This is a genomic window from Brevundimonas sp. NPDC055812, assembly GCF_053616535.1.
This window is the reverse complement of record NZ_JBSHDX010000010.1, coordinates 1-13,696: the sequence shown is the minus strand read 5'-3', so window position 1 is coordinate 13,696 and position 13,696 is coordinate 1. Positions and strand designations below refer to the sequence as shown.

The following is a 13,696-nucleotide window of genomic DNA, read 5'->3' as shown; positions in this document are numbered from 1 at the left end:
TTGATCGAGCATGTGTCGCGGTCCCGTTATGGCGCGAAAAAGCCGGCGTCGTTGGGACGACGCCGGCTTGTCGCAAGAGCGGAGGCGCGTCTACGGGAGGGAATAGACGACCAGGGAATCGCTCTCGACGGGTGCGCGAAGCAGACCGCCGCCAGTGGCGACGATAGCGACGAACTGTTTGCCCGAGGCGTCCGAATAGGTGATCGGGGTGCTGTGGGCGGTGGCGGGCAGGCGGGTGGTCCAGAGCTCCTTGCCTGTCCGGGTTTCGAAGGCGCGGAAGCGACTGTCGTCGGTGCCGGCCATGAAGGTCAGGCCGCCGGCGGTCATCGTCGGTCCGCCCAGAGAGGGGCGCCCTGTATTCTGCTTACCTTCCGGAAGCGTGTCCGTGACGCCCAGGGTGGAGCGCCAGGCGACACGACCCGAGTGGACATCGACCGCTACCAGCTGACCCCAAGGAGGGGCGGCGCAGTGCAGGCGCGTTTCGGCGTTCCAGAACCGGTTCAACCCGGCGAATTCGCCGGAGTTGATGTAGGATTTGCCGTCCGGCGTGGGCACCAGTCGCATGGGCTGGCCCATGTTGTTGATGTTGACCACGAACAGGCCGGTGGACGGGTCGTAGGCCCCGCCGCCCCAGTTCACGCCGCCTTGGGTGCCGGGATAGGTCACCGTATACTGGTTGAGCTTGATCGGCGTGTAGGGATCTGCCGACAGATACATGTCGTTATCGTCGACGAGGGCCTCGCAGAATGCCTGGTGTTCAGGCGTTTCCTTGTAGAGGTCCGCACGCGTGATCGAATTGCGCGACAGAGGCTCGGTGATAACCGGGAACGGCTGGGTCGGCGCGGCCTGTTCGCCGGGCACCTCGCTGGGTGGAACGGCCCGATACTCGATCGGGTGGATCGGTTCTCCGGTCACCCTGTTGAGGAAGAACATCAGCCCAGTCTTGTTGACGATGCCCACGGCGGGGATGGTCTGACCGTCCTTGACTACGTCGAACAGGGTGGGCGGAGCCTGGGTGTCGTAATCCCAGATGTCATGTCGAACCACCTGGAAGTGCCAGATATACTCGCCCGTGCGAGCATTGGCTGCGACGATCGAACTGCCGAACAGATTGTCGCCAGGACGGTCGCCGCCATAGCGATCGTTGTTCGCCGTGCCGAAGGGCATGTAGACGATGCCGCGTTCGGTATCGACCGTCATCTGACCCCAGACGTTGACGCCTGAACGATGACGCCAGCTGTCGCCCTCCCAGGTGTCGTGACCGAATTCTCCGGGGCGAGGGACAGAGTGGAAGGTCCAGACCAGCGCGCCTGTGCGTGCGTCCCAGGCGCGAGTGTCGCCCGCCGGACCCACGTCGCCGTTGGTTCCGCCCGGGCCTTCGCCCGGGCCGGCGCCCGTAATGATCAGGTTCTCGAATACGATGGGCGGGGAAGGCAGGATGTATGACTTGTCGACGCCGGTATGCATGACTTCGGGCGTTTTCAGGTCGACGACGCCATTGACGCCGAAGCCCGCCGTCGGTCGGCCGGTTGCGGCGTCGATCGAGTAAAGGCGACCCATGCGACTGCCGAAGACGATGGTCGGGCCATGAGTGGCGTCGCCAGGCCAGTATTCGACCCCGCGCAGCGACGGGCGGTCATCATCCGGTATCTGGAAGACCCATTTCTCTGCGCCTGTGGAGGAGTCGAGCGCTACGATACGACTGTAGGGCGACGCTACGAACATGGTGTCGCCGATGACCAGCGGGATGGTTTGCGACGGCAGGAGGCCGCCGCCAGCGTCGTTCGCCGGTCGCAGATGATAGGTCCAGGCGACCCTCAGTTGATCGACATTGGACGGGGTGATCTGTGCGAGTGGAGAGAAGCGTTGTCCTCCAGCATCTCGACCGATCGTCGGCCAACCTTCCTGCGCGGCGGCCGGCGCCGACAGGCCAAGCGCAAGCGATAGGGTCAGCATCGAGCACCCGATAGTCGCGCGTCGGCGAATTCTTGTTGCCTCTGTTTGTCTCATTCCCTCTCCCCTCGATCGGCGCGCGATCCAATTCGTCCGGCCGCGCTTGCAATCTCAATGTGTATACTATGTTCAGAAAAACCTAATGCAGGTCAAGGCCGCCAGGCGATTACCGACTGTTGCTGCTCACCCAGCTTCTCGATGCCGAGACGCATGGCGTCGCCCGGCTTGAGGTAGACAGGCGTGGGTTTCATGCCGAGACCGACGCCCGGCGGGGTGCCGGTGGTGATGATGTCGCCGGGTTCGAGGGTCATGAAACGGCTGACGTAGGCGACCAGGGCGGCTACGCCGAACACCATGGTGGCGGTGTTTCCGGTCTGCATCCGCTGGCCGTTCACATCCAACCACATGCCCAGGGACTGGACGTCGCCAACTTCGTCGGCGGTGACGAGCCAGGGGCCGATGGGGCCGAAGGTGTCGCAACCCTTGCCCTTGTCCCAACTGCCGCCGCGCTCGAGTTGATATTCGCGCTCAGACAGGTCGTTGATCAGGACATAGCCGGCCACATGATCCAGGGCCTTGGCTTCTTCGACGTAGCGGGCGGTCGTGCCGATGACGACGCCCAGTTCGACTTCCCAGTCCGATTTGACCGAGTCCTGGGGCAGCATGACGATGTCGTTCGGCCCCTGGATGCAACTCGTGGCCTTGGTGAAGACGATCGGTTCTTCGGGCACGGGCGCGCCGGATTCCGCCGCGTGGTCGGCGAAGTTCAGACCGATGGCGATAAATTTCCGCGTACCAGTCACAGGCGGGCCGTACCGAGGCGCGCCCTCGACGATGGGCAGGGCGGCGGTATCAAGGTCGGCCAGGGCGGCCAAGGCTGCAGGCGACAATTGGTCAGGACCGATGTCTGGAATGTGGGCGGACAGATCGCGAATGACGCCGTCTTCATCAAGCAGGCCAGGTCGTTCCTGGCCCATGGGCCCGTAACGCAACAGTTTCATGGACGCTTACCCCTAAGCTTTGATCTTCAATGGTTGTGACGTGGCGTCGTCTTGGCCACGTCGCGGTACTTGACGGCTGTCTCGAGACATCCGCCGTCTGCCAGGCTGCCCACCAGGTTGCGGGAGATCTCCTGCCAGGGTGTCTGACTGGCGGGAACCTGGGGCTGGGGGCCTGCGCGTCGCCGGGCGACTTCTTCATCTGAGACCAGAGCGTCGCAGCGGCCCGTGTTCAGATCGATGCGGATGCGATCGCCGCTGCGAACCCAGCCGAGACCGCCGCCGACTGCGCTTTCGGGCGAGGCGTGCAGAATGGCCGGGCTGTCGGAAGTGCCCGATTGCCGGCCGTCGCCCAATACGGGAAGGCTGTTGACGCCGCGCTTGAGCAAGGCGTCGGGCGGCTGCATGTTGACCACTTCCGCTGAGCCGGGCCATCCGACAGGGCCTGCGCCACGGATCACCAGAATCGAGGACTCCGTTATGCCCAGCGCCGGATCGTTGATCCTGTGATGGTAGTCTTCAGCGCCGTCGAAAACGACGGCGTCGCCCTCGAAGATGTTTTCGGAGCCGGGGTTCCGGAGGAAGCGTTCGCGAAATTCGTCAGAGATGACGCTGGTCTTCATGATCGCGAAGTCGAACAGATTGCCGCGCAGAACGATGAATCCCGCGTTCTCCTTGAGCGGCTGGTCGAACGGGCGGATCATCTCGCGGTCAGGGGTCTCGAACAGGGCGTCGCTGAGGTTGCGGCCGCTGACGGTGATCCGGTCGCCGTGCAGTTTTCCAGCGTTCTGGAGCTCCCAAAGAATGGCGGGGACGCCGCCGGCCCGGTAGAAGCGCTCGCCGAGAAACTCGCCGGCCGGCTGCATGTTCAGGATCAGAGGCAACGGGAAACCGTGTTCGACCCAATCCTCTCTGGTGATCTCCACCCCGGCGTGGCGGGCCATGGCGGTGATATGGGGCTGGGCGTTCGTGGAACCGCCGACGACCGTGGTCAGGGCGATGGCGTCCAGGAAAGCTTCGCGCGTCAGGATGTCGAGCGGCCGCAGATCCTCATAGGCCATTTCGACAATGCGCTGACCTGTCCGGTAGGCCATCTGGCCGCGTTCACGATAGGGCGCTGGAATAGCGGAGCACCCCGGCAGGGACAGGCCCAGCGTCTCGGCGATGGCGTTCATCGTTGAGGCCGTGCCCATGGTGTTGCAATGGCCCAGCGACGGAGCGGACGCGGTCGCAGCGTCGAAGAATTCCTCTTCGGTGATCTCACCGGCGGCCAGGCGGCGGCGGCTCTGCCAGATGACTGTGCCTGAACCGACCTGTTTGCCTTGGAACCAGCCGTCCAGCATGGGGCCGCCGGACAGGACGATTGCGGGAATGTTGACCGTCGAGGCAGCCATGATCCCGGCCGGCGTAGTCTTGTCGCAGCCTGTGGTCAGGACCACCGCATCCAGCGGATAGCCATGCAGGATCTCGACCAGGGTCATGTAAGATAGGTTGCGATCCAGCGCCGCCGTCGGTCGGCGACAGTTTTCGAAGATCGGATGAACCGGGAACTCCATCGGAATCCCCCCCGCGTCGCGGATGCCCGCCTTGACGCGCTGGGCGAGCTGAACATGGATCAGGTTGCAGGGGGCCAGATCGCTGCCGGACTGAGCGATGCCGATGATCGGCTTGCCGCTGCGCAGCTCCTCAGGCGTGACGCCTGAATTCATGAACCGCTCCAGATAGACCGCGGTCATGTCGGCCCGTTCGGGCGCGGCGAACCATTCGCGGGACCGGAAAGGGCGTTTGGGAGTTCGGGCGGACATTTTGGGCTTTCGAGCTGAGGGTTGATCAAGCGGCGCCGAATTGCGCGATGGCCCACTCGAAGGTGTTGCGGTTGTTGTCCTCTTCGGCCTGCAGTCTCTGTTGTGGGTTGAGGCCGGTGATGACCGGCAGGGCTGAGGCCTTGGCGCGGACATCGGCCATGAAGGCCGCCAGTCTTTCGGCGCCGATGCCCGGTAGGGTCTTCCAATAGGCTTCGGTCAGGACAGGGATTTCGAGCGGATCGCGGGTGATGATCTCCTGCACGAAATTGACACGCGGGTTGTGGCTCCGCATGATCTCGAACAGGGCCTTCTGATCGTTGATCCCCTTGCCGAAACGCACCTCTGACAGCAGGAAGCCGTCGGCGTAGGGGGCGACCCCCATGTCCTTCATGGAATTGGCCATGGCGTAAGGGCCGAGCTTGTTGACGGTCTCCTGGGCGGTTTCCATCAGCGACATGTTGTTGCCGGGGTCGATCAGGGCGCCGAGGTGTTCGCTGGAGTAGCGCTGAAGGACCGCTAGGTGTTCGTCGGCGGTGCGGTCCTTGTGGTTCTCTAGCGCCAGGCCGACGCCGATGCGGTCGACGATGGGCATGACCTTCGCGATCACCGCATTGGCCTGGGCTTCCCAGGCGCGATAGTCCTCGAGCGTGGCGAAGGTCTCATAGCGGCGGTTGCCGCCGGGGGGCTGGCGACTGACGGCGCGAACGCAGTTGGCGCCCAACTCCTTGGCTTGAAGCATGGAGTTCTCGAATGCGCTCAGGTCGTCGTCAGGATGCGCGGGCAGGGCGGCCTCGCCCTCATAGAACATGCCCAGCTCTTCCAGCTTGGCGCGAGCTTGCCGCAGGTCCTTTCGGATGGCGTGCTGGACGCCGCCGGCGCCCAGGGAGCGCAGATACTCGATGTAGCGCACGGGATCGTCGCGCATCGCAGGCGCCGCGCCGAGTCCGGACAGATGCATGGCCATGGCGGTGCTGGCCACGCCGATCTTCGACTTCGGGGGCAGTTCGACTTCCTCATAGCCCCGCGCCAGGCCAGGCGCCGCGTAGAGCGCCACGCTGGCCGAAGCCATTGTTCCCAGAAACTGTCGTCTCGTAGCCATGTCCTGCCCCTATGTTGTTGTGAACTCGCCTCGGATCGGGCGCGCTATTTGGTGGTCCAGCCGCCGTCGATGACGATGTCCGTGCCGGTGATGAAACCCGCCAGGTCCGAGCACAGGTAACAGGCGAGGGCGCCGATCTCCTCGACCTTGCCCCACCGTCCGACCGGCAGATTGGCGAGGAAGTGCGCGTTGGCGGTCGGGTCTTCCATTACGGGTCTGTTCAGGTCCGTGCCGAACGGGCCGGGGCTGATTCCGTTGACGGTGATGCCCTGGTCGGCCAACTCCAACGCCAGGGAGCGCGTGAACCCCAGCAGTCCGGTCTTGGCCGAGGAATAGGGGACGCGACCCGGCAGGGAGATATGGCTGAGCATGGAGGTCATGTTGATGACCCGGCCATAGCCGCGCCCCTTCATGCCGGGAGTCAGCGCTCGCGACATCAGAAAGGTCGAGGTCAGGCTGGCGTCGATGACGCTGCGAAAATCCTCAAGCGACAGTTCGTGCAGGTGCTTGCGGACATTATTGCCGGCGTTGTTGATCAGGATGTGCGGGTGACCAAAGGCGTCCTGAATCTGCTGGGCGGCGCGGGCGACATCGGCCTCGTTGGTGACGTCGGCGACAAAGCCCTGCACCGTGACGCCCGTCTCGGCCAACTCGGCGCAGGCCTTGTTCAGCATGCTCTGATCACGCGCGATCAGAGCCAGGTCCGCGCCGGCGCCGCCCAGGGCGTCGGCCATCGCCCGACCCAGGCCGCGGCTGCCGCCGGTGATGACGGCTGTTCTGCCGGCCAAGTCGATATGCATTGTTCTTACTCCTGAACGCTGCGCCGTAATGCGCGGCGTTCGTTTCGCGTGAGACGCCGCCCGACGACCGGGCGGCGTCAGGGGTCAGTTCTTCGAGCCGTCGATCTCAGCGTTCTTTTCAGCCAGCCTGTCAGGATTCAGGAAAAGCCAGCAGACGGCCGAGATACAGGCGGCGGCGACCATCATGTAGAGGAGGGCGTTCCAGTTCCGGCTCTCGGACAACAGAATGTAGCCGCCCAGAACCGGAGCCGCGAAGCCGGCCAGCCCGCTGAACATGTTCATGGTGGCGGCCACGGTAGCGGTGTAGCGCCGACCGATCTCCACACAGGTGTTCCAGGAAATGGGCATGGTCAGATCGCTGCAGAAGCTGGCCAGCGCCATCAGCACCATCGCGACCATGGCGTTCTGCATCTTGGTGACGGTGAACAACAGGGCGGCTGTCGCCACGAAACCGAACAGGGCGATAGCGCGGCGCGGAATGCGGGCTGGAATCATGCCGCTGATCAGGGCGCCGAAGCCGCCGAACAGCAGGGGCAGGATGGCGTAGCCGGCTGCCTGGGCGAAAGTCAGCCCCCAGGCTTCGATCAGATAGGTCGGCAGCCAGGTGACGTAGAAATACCAGACGAACGAAAAAGCCGTGTACTGGATCACGAGAAGCAGGACGTTGACGTCGGTGAAGATCTTCGACCAGCCGCCGCCGCCTTCTTCGGCCAGGGCGCGCGAGCCCTCCAGCAACTGCAACTCGGCCTCGTTGACGCCTTTATGCTTGGCGGGATCGTCCTTGAAAAAGAACCAGAAGGCGGCGACCCATAAGGCGCCCAGCAGGCCGAAGACCGCAAAACCCCAGCGCCATCCGACGGCTGTAATGATCAGCAATGCTATGGGAGGCGTCACCGCCCCGGCCCAGCGTGTACAAGCCCACATCAGCGACTGAGCCTGGACGCGCTCGCGGCGAGGCAGCCAGACGCTGAGCATCTTGGTCAGATTGGGGAAACAGCCCGCTTCGCCGGCGCCAAAGATGAAGCGCATGACCAGCAGGGAGGTGAAATTCCAGGCTGCGCCGCTCAGCGCCGTGAAGGCGGACCAGATGAGCACCAGCGGAGCTAGAACCCGACGAACGCCGAATTTGTCGCCCAAGGCGCCCATAGGGATTTCAAGCAGGGCGTAGGACAGGGCGAATGCGCCGAAGATCCAGCCCATTTGTCCCTTGTCGAGACCCAACTCGGTCGACATGGGCGAGGCGGCCTGTGAAATGGCGACGCGTTGAATATAGGCCAGCATGGCCAAGGTGACGGCGAAGCCGACGACGCCCAATCGGGCCTTGGTCGGGCGCATCATGGGCGCACCGCCCATGTCCTTGCATTCTTGTCGCACCTGCTCATGAAATCCCCTCCCCAGGTATCAAGGTTGTGCTGATGTTCTCGCAGATGGCGGGCCGCGCTCCGAAGGGGGTGCGCCTTGCGCCATTCTGAGGCATTGAGTTCGAAAATTTTTTAGTTCGCAGTGACGATCGAGGTCTCTCGCCCTCTTTCCATCAGGCCGCTAAACTGTATACTAAGTGCGGTATTCGGTGAGGTCAACGGGGAAGGAGCGGGTGCTCGTTTCACCATAAACTCAGCGGAGAGCTTTTATGAATCAGGTGAAATCCCCGGGTATGAGCGTTGATTATGAAAAGGAAACTGCGCCGCCAACTTTGAAGGCGCACGTTCTGCGTCGGCTACGGGACGCCATCATCGCCGGCCGGTACAAGCCGGGTGATCGCCTGAATGAAAGCAAGCTGGCCCGTGATTTTGAAATCAGCCGGATTCCCATTCGTGAGGCGCTGATGACGCTTCAGGAGCAGGGGCTGGTCATGAATCATGAGCGTCGCGGCATGTTCGTGACGATGCTGGAAGAAGAGGATGTCCAGCGAATCAACAGCCTTCGCGTGGTCCTGGAAGCTGAAGCGCTGAAGCTGTGCCGAATCCACATGACGCCGGAGGAAGCCGCGCGTCTAACCGCTCTGGTCAATGAGATGGAGGCCTGGGAGCAGGGCGCCGAGATGGAAGCGGCGGCGTTGGATCTGGCCTTCCACCGGGAAGTCTGGCGCGCGTCGGGCAATCCCTATCTGGTCAAGGCGCTGGATGCGCTGGCTACCGTTCTGTTCGCCCACAAGGCGCTGGAGAACGCCAGCGTCGAGACCAAGCAGTGGCGGCTTCATCACCATCGGGAACTGTTGGATGTGGCCTTGGGGCGATCCGAAGTGTCGCCTGAGGACGCTGTGATCGCGCACCTGCGGACGGGCTACGAGAACCCGGATCGCTACGCGAGCCATACGCTGGAGGGACGAGGCGTCGCGCCTTCGAACTCCGACGCTCCCACACACCAGGCGCTGGGAAAAATCAAAACTGACAAGGGGAAGAAGAATGAATGACGCGTTCGCGACTGAGGCCGCCGAATCCTCGCTGTCTCGGGGGCCGCTAGAGGGGCAGGTCGCTTTTGTTTCAGGCTCGGGGCGGGGGTTGGGCCACATCATAGGGCGGGCTCTAATGGCGCTGGGCGCCGATCTCGCCGTCCACGACATTTCGGAGGACGCGCCAGCCAAGTATGGAGAGTTCCCCAATCTGACGGCGGTTGCGGACTCCATGACGACGTCCAGCGCCCGAGCCGTGGCCGTCACCGGCGACATTTCTCAGGAAGACGCGGTGCGGGCCATGGTCGCCAAGGCCGAGGCGGCTCTGGGCCCCATCACTATTCTGGTCAACTGCGCCGGCGGCGACATCGGCGCCCAGGGCGGAAAGCCGGATCCGAATACGGCGCTCAACTTTCTGCTCGAAGACGTTCAGGCGATCGTCAATCGAAACCTTATCGGCACCATGCTGATGAGCCGCGCTGTCGCACCGGGCATGGCTGCGAGGCAGGCCGGGACCATCATCAATATTTCGACCGTGTCCGCCCACATGGGAGCAGCCAATGAGACGGCCTATGCCTGCGCCAAGGCCGCGGTCGTGCATTACACCCGGTGCCTGGCCGCCGAGCTGAGGACGTCAGGGGTGCGCGTCAACGCCGTCAGTCCTGGCCCGGCCAAGACCGCGCGTTTTTTGGCTACGCGCACGGTCGATCCGATCATGATGGAGGAGGGGCCGTCTCTGAACCGCTATGCCGTAGCGGAGGAGATCGCCGATGTGGTTGGTTTTCTGGCCTCCGAACAGAGCCGTTTCGTCAGCGGCCAAGTGCTCAGGGTCGACGGCGGCGCGAACCTGTTCGCTGCCTGACGCCCTGATCGGGCGAGAGCGACGAACCGCCTCGCTCCTCTAAGCCACATCATGAAACGAGCGAAGATGACCAAGCGTTTGACGGATAAGACGTGCGTGGTGACGGGCGCTGGGCAAGGCATTGGCCGCGCGATCGCCGAGGCTTTGGCGACCGAGGGTGCGACGGTGATCGCCGTCGACTTGTCCGAGCAGCCGTTAGTGACATGGACGGCGGCGGCGGGCGTGACAAGCGCGTTGCTGGACGTCACCGACCCGGTCTCAGTCGCCGACCTGGCGGGCCGCTATCCAGAGACTGCGGTGCTGGTGAATTGCGTAGGCGTGGTCGCGGCAGGCACGGTGCTCGATCACGAACCTGCGGAGATGGACCGAAGTTTCCGTATCAACGTCGGCTCCATGGCTAACACCATCAAGGCCTTCTTGCCGCGCATGCGCGAACGGAAGGATGGGACGATCATCAACATCGCCTCGGTCGTGTCATCGATCAAGGCGGCGCCGGACCGTTTCGTCTATGCGACGACGAAGGCCGCCGTAATCGGCCTGACCAAGTCCGTCGCCATGGATTTCATCGCCGATGGAATCCGCTGCAACGCCATCTGTCCCGGAACCGTCGAAAGCCCGTCGCTGCATCAGCGAATGGCGGCGCAGGCGGATCCGGTTGCGGCTCTGGCCGCGTTCACCGCCCGCCAGCCCATGGGACGGATCGGAAACCCCCGGGAAATCGCCCGCATCGCGGTCATGCTGGCCAGCGGCGAGGCCGATTTCATGACGGGCCACACCCTGATCATAGACGGCGGCATGAGTCTGTAATTCCTTGTTTTCTCCTTGATAATGTGAGGCTTTAGTGATGCTGACGTCAGTGTTGAAGATCGGGTTTGTCGTAGCCGCTCTGACCGTTTCGGCTAACGCCGCCTCGGCTCAGACATCTCCGTCCGGCGAGACCTTGTTCCGCCAGCGGTGCGGCTCTTGCCATACGGTTCAGGGAACTCAGAACCGTATGGGGCCGGCGCTTCAGGGCGTGGTGGGCCGGAAGGCCGGCACGGCGCCGGGGTACAACTACAGCCCGGCTCTGAGAGAGTGGGGGCGGACCTGGACTGTCGCTAATCTGGAGCTCTACCTGGCCGCTCCGCGTACTGCCGTGCCTGGCACCAAGATGTCCATCGTCGCGCCGTCGCCCGCGCAGCGCGCCGAGATCATCCGATATCTGCAGACCCAGCGGTAGGCCGCCAGAGGCCCTTTTTCATTCTCGCTATTCCGGAATTTGCCATGCGCTTTCTGTTGATCGGCCTTGCCGGCATCCTGTCCGGGGCGGTCCAACCGGCGGCTGGAGAGCCTTCGACATCGTTGGAGACTCGTCCGAGAAACGCCGCCGCCCTGGAGCCCGCCTTTAAGGCGCAGACTCGAGCGCCAGAGATGCGGGCGGGGGTGAGATTCGAGACCGAGCAGGTGGCGACAGGTCTGAACAAGCCGTGGGGAATGACCTTTCTTCCGGACGGCCGCCTGCTGATCACCGAGCGCACCACCTTGCGCATCATTACGTCGGAGGGCGAGGTATCCGCACCCGTCCAAGGCGTTCCCGCCGTCGACATCGGGGATCAGGGCGGGGTGCATGATGTGGTTCTTGATCCAGATTACGCCATCAATGGATTGATCTATTTTACGTTTTCGCAGCCGGGCGAGCCGCCGCTGACGGGTTCGGCCGTAGCGCGCGCGCGTCTGTCCGAAGACGGAGATGCTCCATCGCTGCAAGACCTCACGATCATCTTCAGTCAACAGCCGAAGCTGGATTCCCGCCAGCACTATGGCGGGCGCCTGGCGTTTGATCGCCAGGGCCGGCTGTATGTCACGACCGGCGAGCGGTATGTCCCGGAGGGACGACCGCAGGCGCAACAACTCGACAGCCTGCTGGGCAAGGTGGTGCGGATCGATCGGGATGGCGGCGTTCCGCCCGACAACCCTTTCGTCGGCGTGGCGGGCGCGCGGCCGGAAATCTGGTCTTACGGCCATCGCAACGTGCAGGGCGCAGCCATTCATCCAGTTACAGGGCGATTGTGGACCAACGAACACGGTCCGCGCGGAGGGGATGAGCTCAACATTCCAGAATCCGGCGGCAACTACGGCTGGCCGATCGTCACATATGGCATCGAATATACCGGTGAAACGATCGGCGCCGGGATCACCCAGGCGGAGGGGATGCTCCAGCCCATCTACTATTGGGATCCGGTGATCGCCCCGTCCGGGATGGCCTTTTACGACTCCGATGCGGCGCCTGCCTGGAAAGGCAGTCTGTTCATCGCCGGTCTTGCCGGTCGGCATCTTGCGCGGCTGACGCTGGATGGGGACCGGATCGTAGGTGAAGAGCGGTTGCTGACCGAGCGCAAGCAGCGCCTGCGTGATGTCGAGGTCGGTCCCGACGGCGCTCTGTGGGTGCTGACGGAAGGCGCCAGCGACGCCTCCCTGCTCAAGCTGACGCCAATCCCCTGAAAGTGGAGGCTTCAACATGATGGATTCCATGGATCGCCGTGTATTCCTGGCGGCCGCAGGGGCCTTGGGTTGTCTCGGAGCGGCGGCCTCTAGGCGTGAAGAGGCCGGCTTTCCGGTGGTCGGCGGGGTGCGGCGGCTGGCCCCTGCGCTGGACGCCCTGATCGATCCGGACGCTGTAGTGGAGAAGGTGCTGGACGGGCTGATCTGGAGCGAAGGGCCATGCTGGGTCGGCGGGGCTGACGGATATCTGCTGGTGTCAGACGTGCGCGGTAATGCGATCCACCGCTGGTCGTCCGCCGAGGGCGGCTCCATCTGGCGCAGCCCTTCAGGCTATGAAGGCGGCGAGGATCCGGGTCTGCGAGAACCGGGCACCAACGGGCTCATCCTGGCGCGCGGAGGCGTGGTGGTCGCTGACTGCGGCAATCGATCTGTCGCTCGCATCGATCTTCGAACCCGTGAAAAAATTCCGCTGTGCACCCACTATGAAGGTCGCCGCTTCAATAGTCCGAACGATCTGGTGCTGGCGGCTGACGGGTCGATCTATTTCACGGATCCGCCTTACGGCCTGGAAGGCGGGCACGACTCTCCGCGTCGTGAAATGAGCTTTACAGGCGTGTTTCGTTTGGCGCCGGACAACAGCGTGACGCTGATTGATGACGGCGTCATGCCGAATGGGATCGGTCTGTCGCCGGACGGTCGAACGCTTTTCGCGACGGATCGGGTTGGATGGGTGGCCTGGGATCTCGATGAAGCCGGGCGGCCCGGGCCGCGCCGGACCCACATCGACCGGCAGGTCTCCGGCGTTCAAGGCGGAGACGGCTTCAAATTCGATGATCAGGGCTTCCTATGGGCGTCGAGCCGCGACGGCCTGTCCATATTTCAAGGCGATCAACGCCTCGGCGTGATCACGTCCGATGCGGTCATTTCCAACTGTGAGCTGGCTGCAGACGGTCATCTCTACATGTCGTCGAATCATGCTGTGGTTCGAGTTCGGACGAAAGCGCGCAAGCTCATGGCGCAAAGCCGGAGTTGAGGGAGCTTGGCCCGACCAGGGATGCGAGCATGACGCGCCGAGCGGCCCTTGGTCGTACTCTGCACAGAGCCACCGATATCGAGGCAGCGATTGATGGCCTTTCCCACGCGTCGCCGTCGTCTTGTGTTTAGTTTGAGGGGGGTTCCAGGTGATTGTGTCTCAGCCGGTTGTCGTTGACGAGGTTGTGGTGACGGCGGCGCGTCTGCCGGCGGCGGCGGGGGAGGCGGCCTTCTCGGTCATCCGGCTGGACGAGGCGGCGCTGGCGAGGTCGGC

Annotated in this window: 12 protein-coding genes; 6 read left to right on the top strand and 6 right to left on the bottom strand. The window is 63.5% G+C overall.

The window, feature by feature from the left end; genetic code table 11:
• Positions 1-90: 90 nt before the first annotated feature.
• From ACWGL1_RS15295 to ACWGL1_RS15270, 6 genes are all read right to left on the bottom strand, one after another.
• Positions 91-1,956, bottom strand: a complete 1,866-nt coding sequence (locus ACWGL1_RS15295; RefSeq protein WP_338575212.1) for a pyrroloquinoline quinone-dependent dehydrogenase — start codon at positions 1,954-1,956, stop codon at positions 91-93.
• Positions 1,957-2,102: 146 nt separating this feature from the next.
• Complete coding sequence (locus tag ACWGL1_RS15290) at positions 2,103-2,954, bottom strand: fumarylacetoacetate hydrolase family protein (protein WP_452112467.1); 852 nt, start codon at positions 2,952-2,954, stop codon at positions 2,103-2,105.
• A 26-nt stretch (positions 2,955-2,980) separates the two neighbouring features.
• Entirely contained in the window at positions 2,981-4,756 is a 1,776-nt protein-coding gene (locus tag ACWGL1_RS15285; RefSeq protein WP_452112466.1) for an IlvD/Edd family dehydratase, read from the bottom strand.
• 25 nt (positions 4,757-4,781) lie between these two features.
• Entirely contained in the window at positions 4,782-5,855 is a 1,074-nt protein-coding gene (locus ACWGL1_RS15280) for a sugar phosphate isomerase/epimerase family protein (RefSeq protein WP_452112465.1), read from the bottom strand.
• A 44-nt stretch (positions 5,856-5,899) separates the two neighbouring features.
• Positions 5,900-6,655: an SDR family NAD(P)-dependent oxidoreductase gene (locus ACWGL1_RS15275; RefSeq protein WP_312219117.1), complete on the bottom strand. Its 756-nt coding sequence runs from the start codon at positions 6,653-6,655 to the stop codon at positions 5,900-5,902.
• A gap of 84 nt (positions 6,656-6,739) precedes the next feature.
• The gene (locus tag ACWGL1_RS15270) at positions 6,740-8,008 is read right to left on the bottom strand and encodes an MFS transporter (protein WP_452112464.1); all 1,269 of its coding nucleotides are present in this window, start codon (positions 8,006-8,008) and stop codon (positions 6,740-6,742) included.
• Between the two features lie 277 nt (positions 8,009-8,285).
• Between ACWGL1_RS15270 and ACWGL1_RS15265 the strand changes: the two genes are divergently transcribed.
• The 6 genes from ACWGL1_RS15265 to ACWGL1_RS15240 all read left to right on the top strand — a co-directional run bounded on the left by ACWGL1_RS15265 (position 8,286) and on the right by ACWGL1_RS15240 (position 13,423).
• Positions 8,286-9,068 carry a GntR family transcriptional regulator gene (locus ACWGL1_RS15265; protein WP_312219113.1) on the top strand — a complete coding sequence of 261 codons (783 nt, stop codon included), beginning with the start codon at positions 8,286-8,288 and terminating at the stop codon, positions 9,066-9,068.
• Positions 9,061-9,909, top strand: coding sequence for an SDR family NAD(P)-dependent oxidoreductase (locus ACWGL1_RS15260; protein WP_452112463.1), 849 nt, complete (start codon positions 9,061-9,063; stop codon positions 9,907-9,909). Before ACWGL1_RS15265 ends, ACWGL1_RS15260 begins: the two co-directional genes overlap by 8 nt.
• 66 nt (positions 9,910-9,975) lie before the next feature.
• A complete protein-coding gene (locus ACWGL1_RS15255; RefSeq protein ID WP_452112462.1) occupies positions 9,976-10,716 on the top strand; it encodes an SDR family oxidoreductase in 741 nt (246 codons plus the stop codon).
• Positions 10,717-10,753: 37 nt separating this feature from the next.
• A complete protein-coding gene (locus ACWGL1_RS15250; protein WP_452112461.1) occupies positions 10,754-11,128 on the top strand; it encodes a c-type cytochrome in 375 nt (124 codons plus the stop codon).
• 44 nt (positions 11,129-11,172) lie between these two features.
• Positions 11,173-12,390 carry a PQQ-dependent sugar dehydrogenase gene (locus tag ACWGL1_RS15245; protein WP_452112460.1) on the top strand — a complete coding sequence of 406 codons (1,218 nt, stop codon included), beginning with the start codon at positions 11,173-11,175 and terminating at the stop codon, positions 12,388-12,390.
• Positions 12,391-12,406: 16 nt separating this feature from the next.
• Positions 12,407-13,423 carry an SMP-30/gluconolactonase/LRE family protein gene (locus ACWGL1_RS15240; RefSeq protein ID WP_452112459.1) on the top strand — a complete coding sequence of 339 codons (1,017 nt, stop codon included), beginning with the start codon at positions 12,407-12,409 and terminating at the stop codon, positions 13,421-13,423.
• Positions 13,424-13,696 lie beyond the last annotated feature (273 nt).

Excerpts from the sequence above, each read along its gene's own strand:
- ACWGL1_RS15295 (WP_338575212.1), bottom strand. The coding sequence starts at position 1,956 with ATGCTGACCCTATCGCTTGCGCTTGGCCTGTCGGCGCCGGCCGCCGCG.
- ACWGL1_RS15290 (WP_452112467.1), bottom strand. The coding sequence starts at position 2,954 with ATGAAACTGTTGCGTTACGGGCCCATGGGCCAGGAACGACCTGGCCTG.
- ACWGL1_RS15285 (WP_452112466.1), bottom strand. The coding sequence starts at position 4,756 with ATGTCCGCCCGAACTCCCAAACGCCCTTTCCGGTCCCGCGAATGGTTC.
- ACWGL1_RS15280 (WP_452112465.1), bottom strand. The coding sequence starts at position 5,855 with ATGGCTACGAGACGACAGTTTCTGGGAACAATGGCTTCGGCCAGCGTG.
- ACWGL1_RS15275 (WP_312219117.1), bottom strand. The coding sequence starts at position 6,655 with ATGCATATCGACTTGGCCGGCAGAACAGCCGTCATCACCGGCGGCAGC.
- ACWGL1_RS15270 (WP_452112464.1), bottom strand. The coding sequence starts at position 8,008 with ATGGGCGGTGCGCCCATGATGCGCCCGACCAAGGCCCGATTGGGCGTC.
- ACWGL1_RS15265 (WP_312219113.1), top strand. The coding sequence starts at position 8,286 with ATGAATCAGGTGAAATCCCCGGGTATGAGCGTTGATTATGAAAAGGAA.
- ACWGL1_RS15260 (WP_452112463.1), top strand. The coding sequence starts at position 9,061 with ATGAATGACGCGTTCGCGACTGAGGCCGCCGAATCCTCGCTGTCTCGG.
- ACWGL1_RS15255 (WP_452112462.1), top strand. The coding sequence starts at position 9,976 with ATGACCAAGCGTTTGACGGATAAGACGTGCGTGGTGACGGGCGCTGGG.
- ACWGL1_RS15250 (WP_452112461.1), top strand. The coding sequence starts at position 10,754 with ATGCTGACGTCAGTGTTGAAGATCGGGTTTGTCGTAGCCGCTCTGACC.
- ACWGL1_RS15245 (WP_452112460.1), top strand. The coding sequence starts at position 11,173 with ATGCGCTTTCTGTTGATCGGCCTTGCCGGCATCCTGTCCGGGGCGGTC.
- ACWGL1_RS15240 (WP_452112459.1), top strand. The coding sequence starts at position 12,407 with ATGATGGATTCCATGGATCGCCGTGTATTCCTGGCGGCCGCAGGGGCC.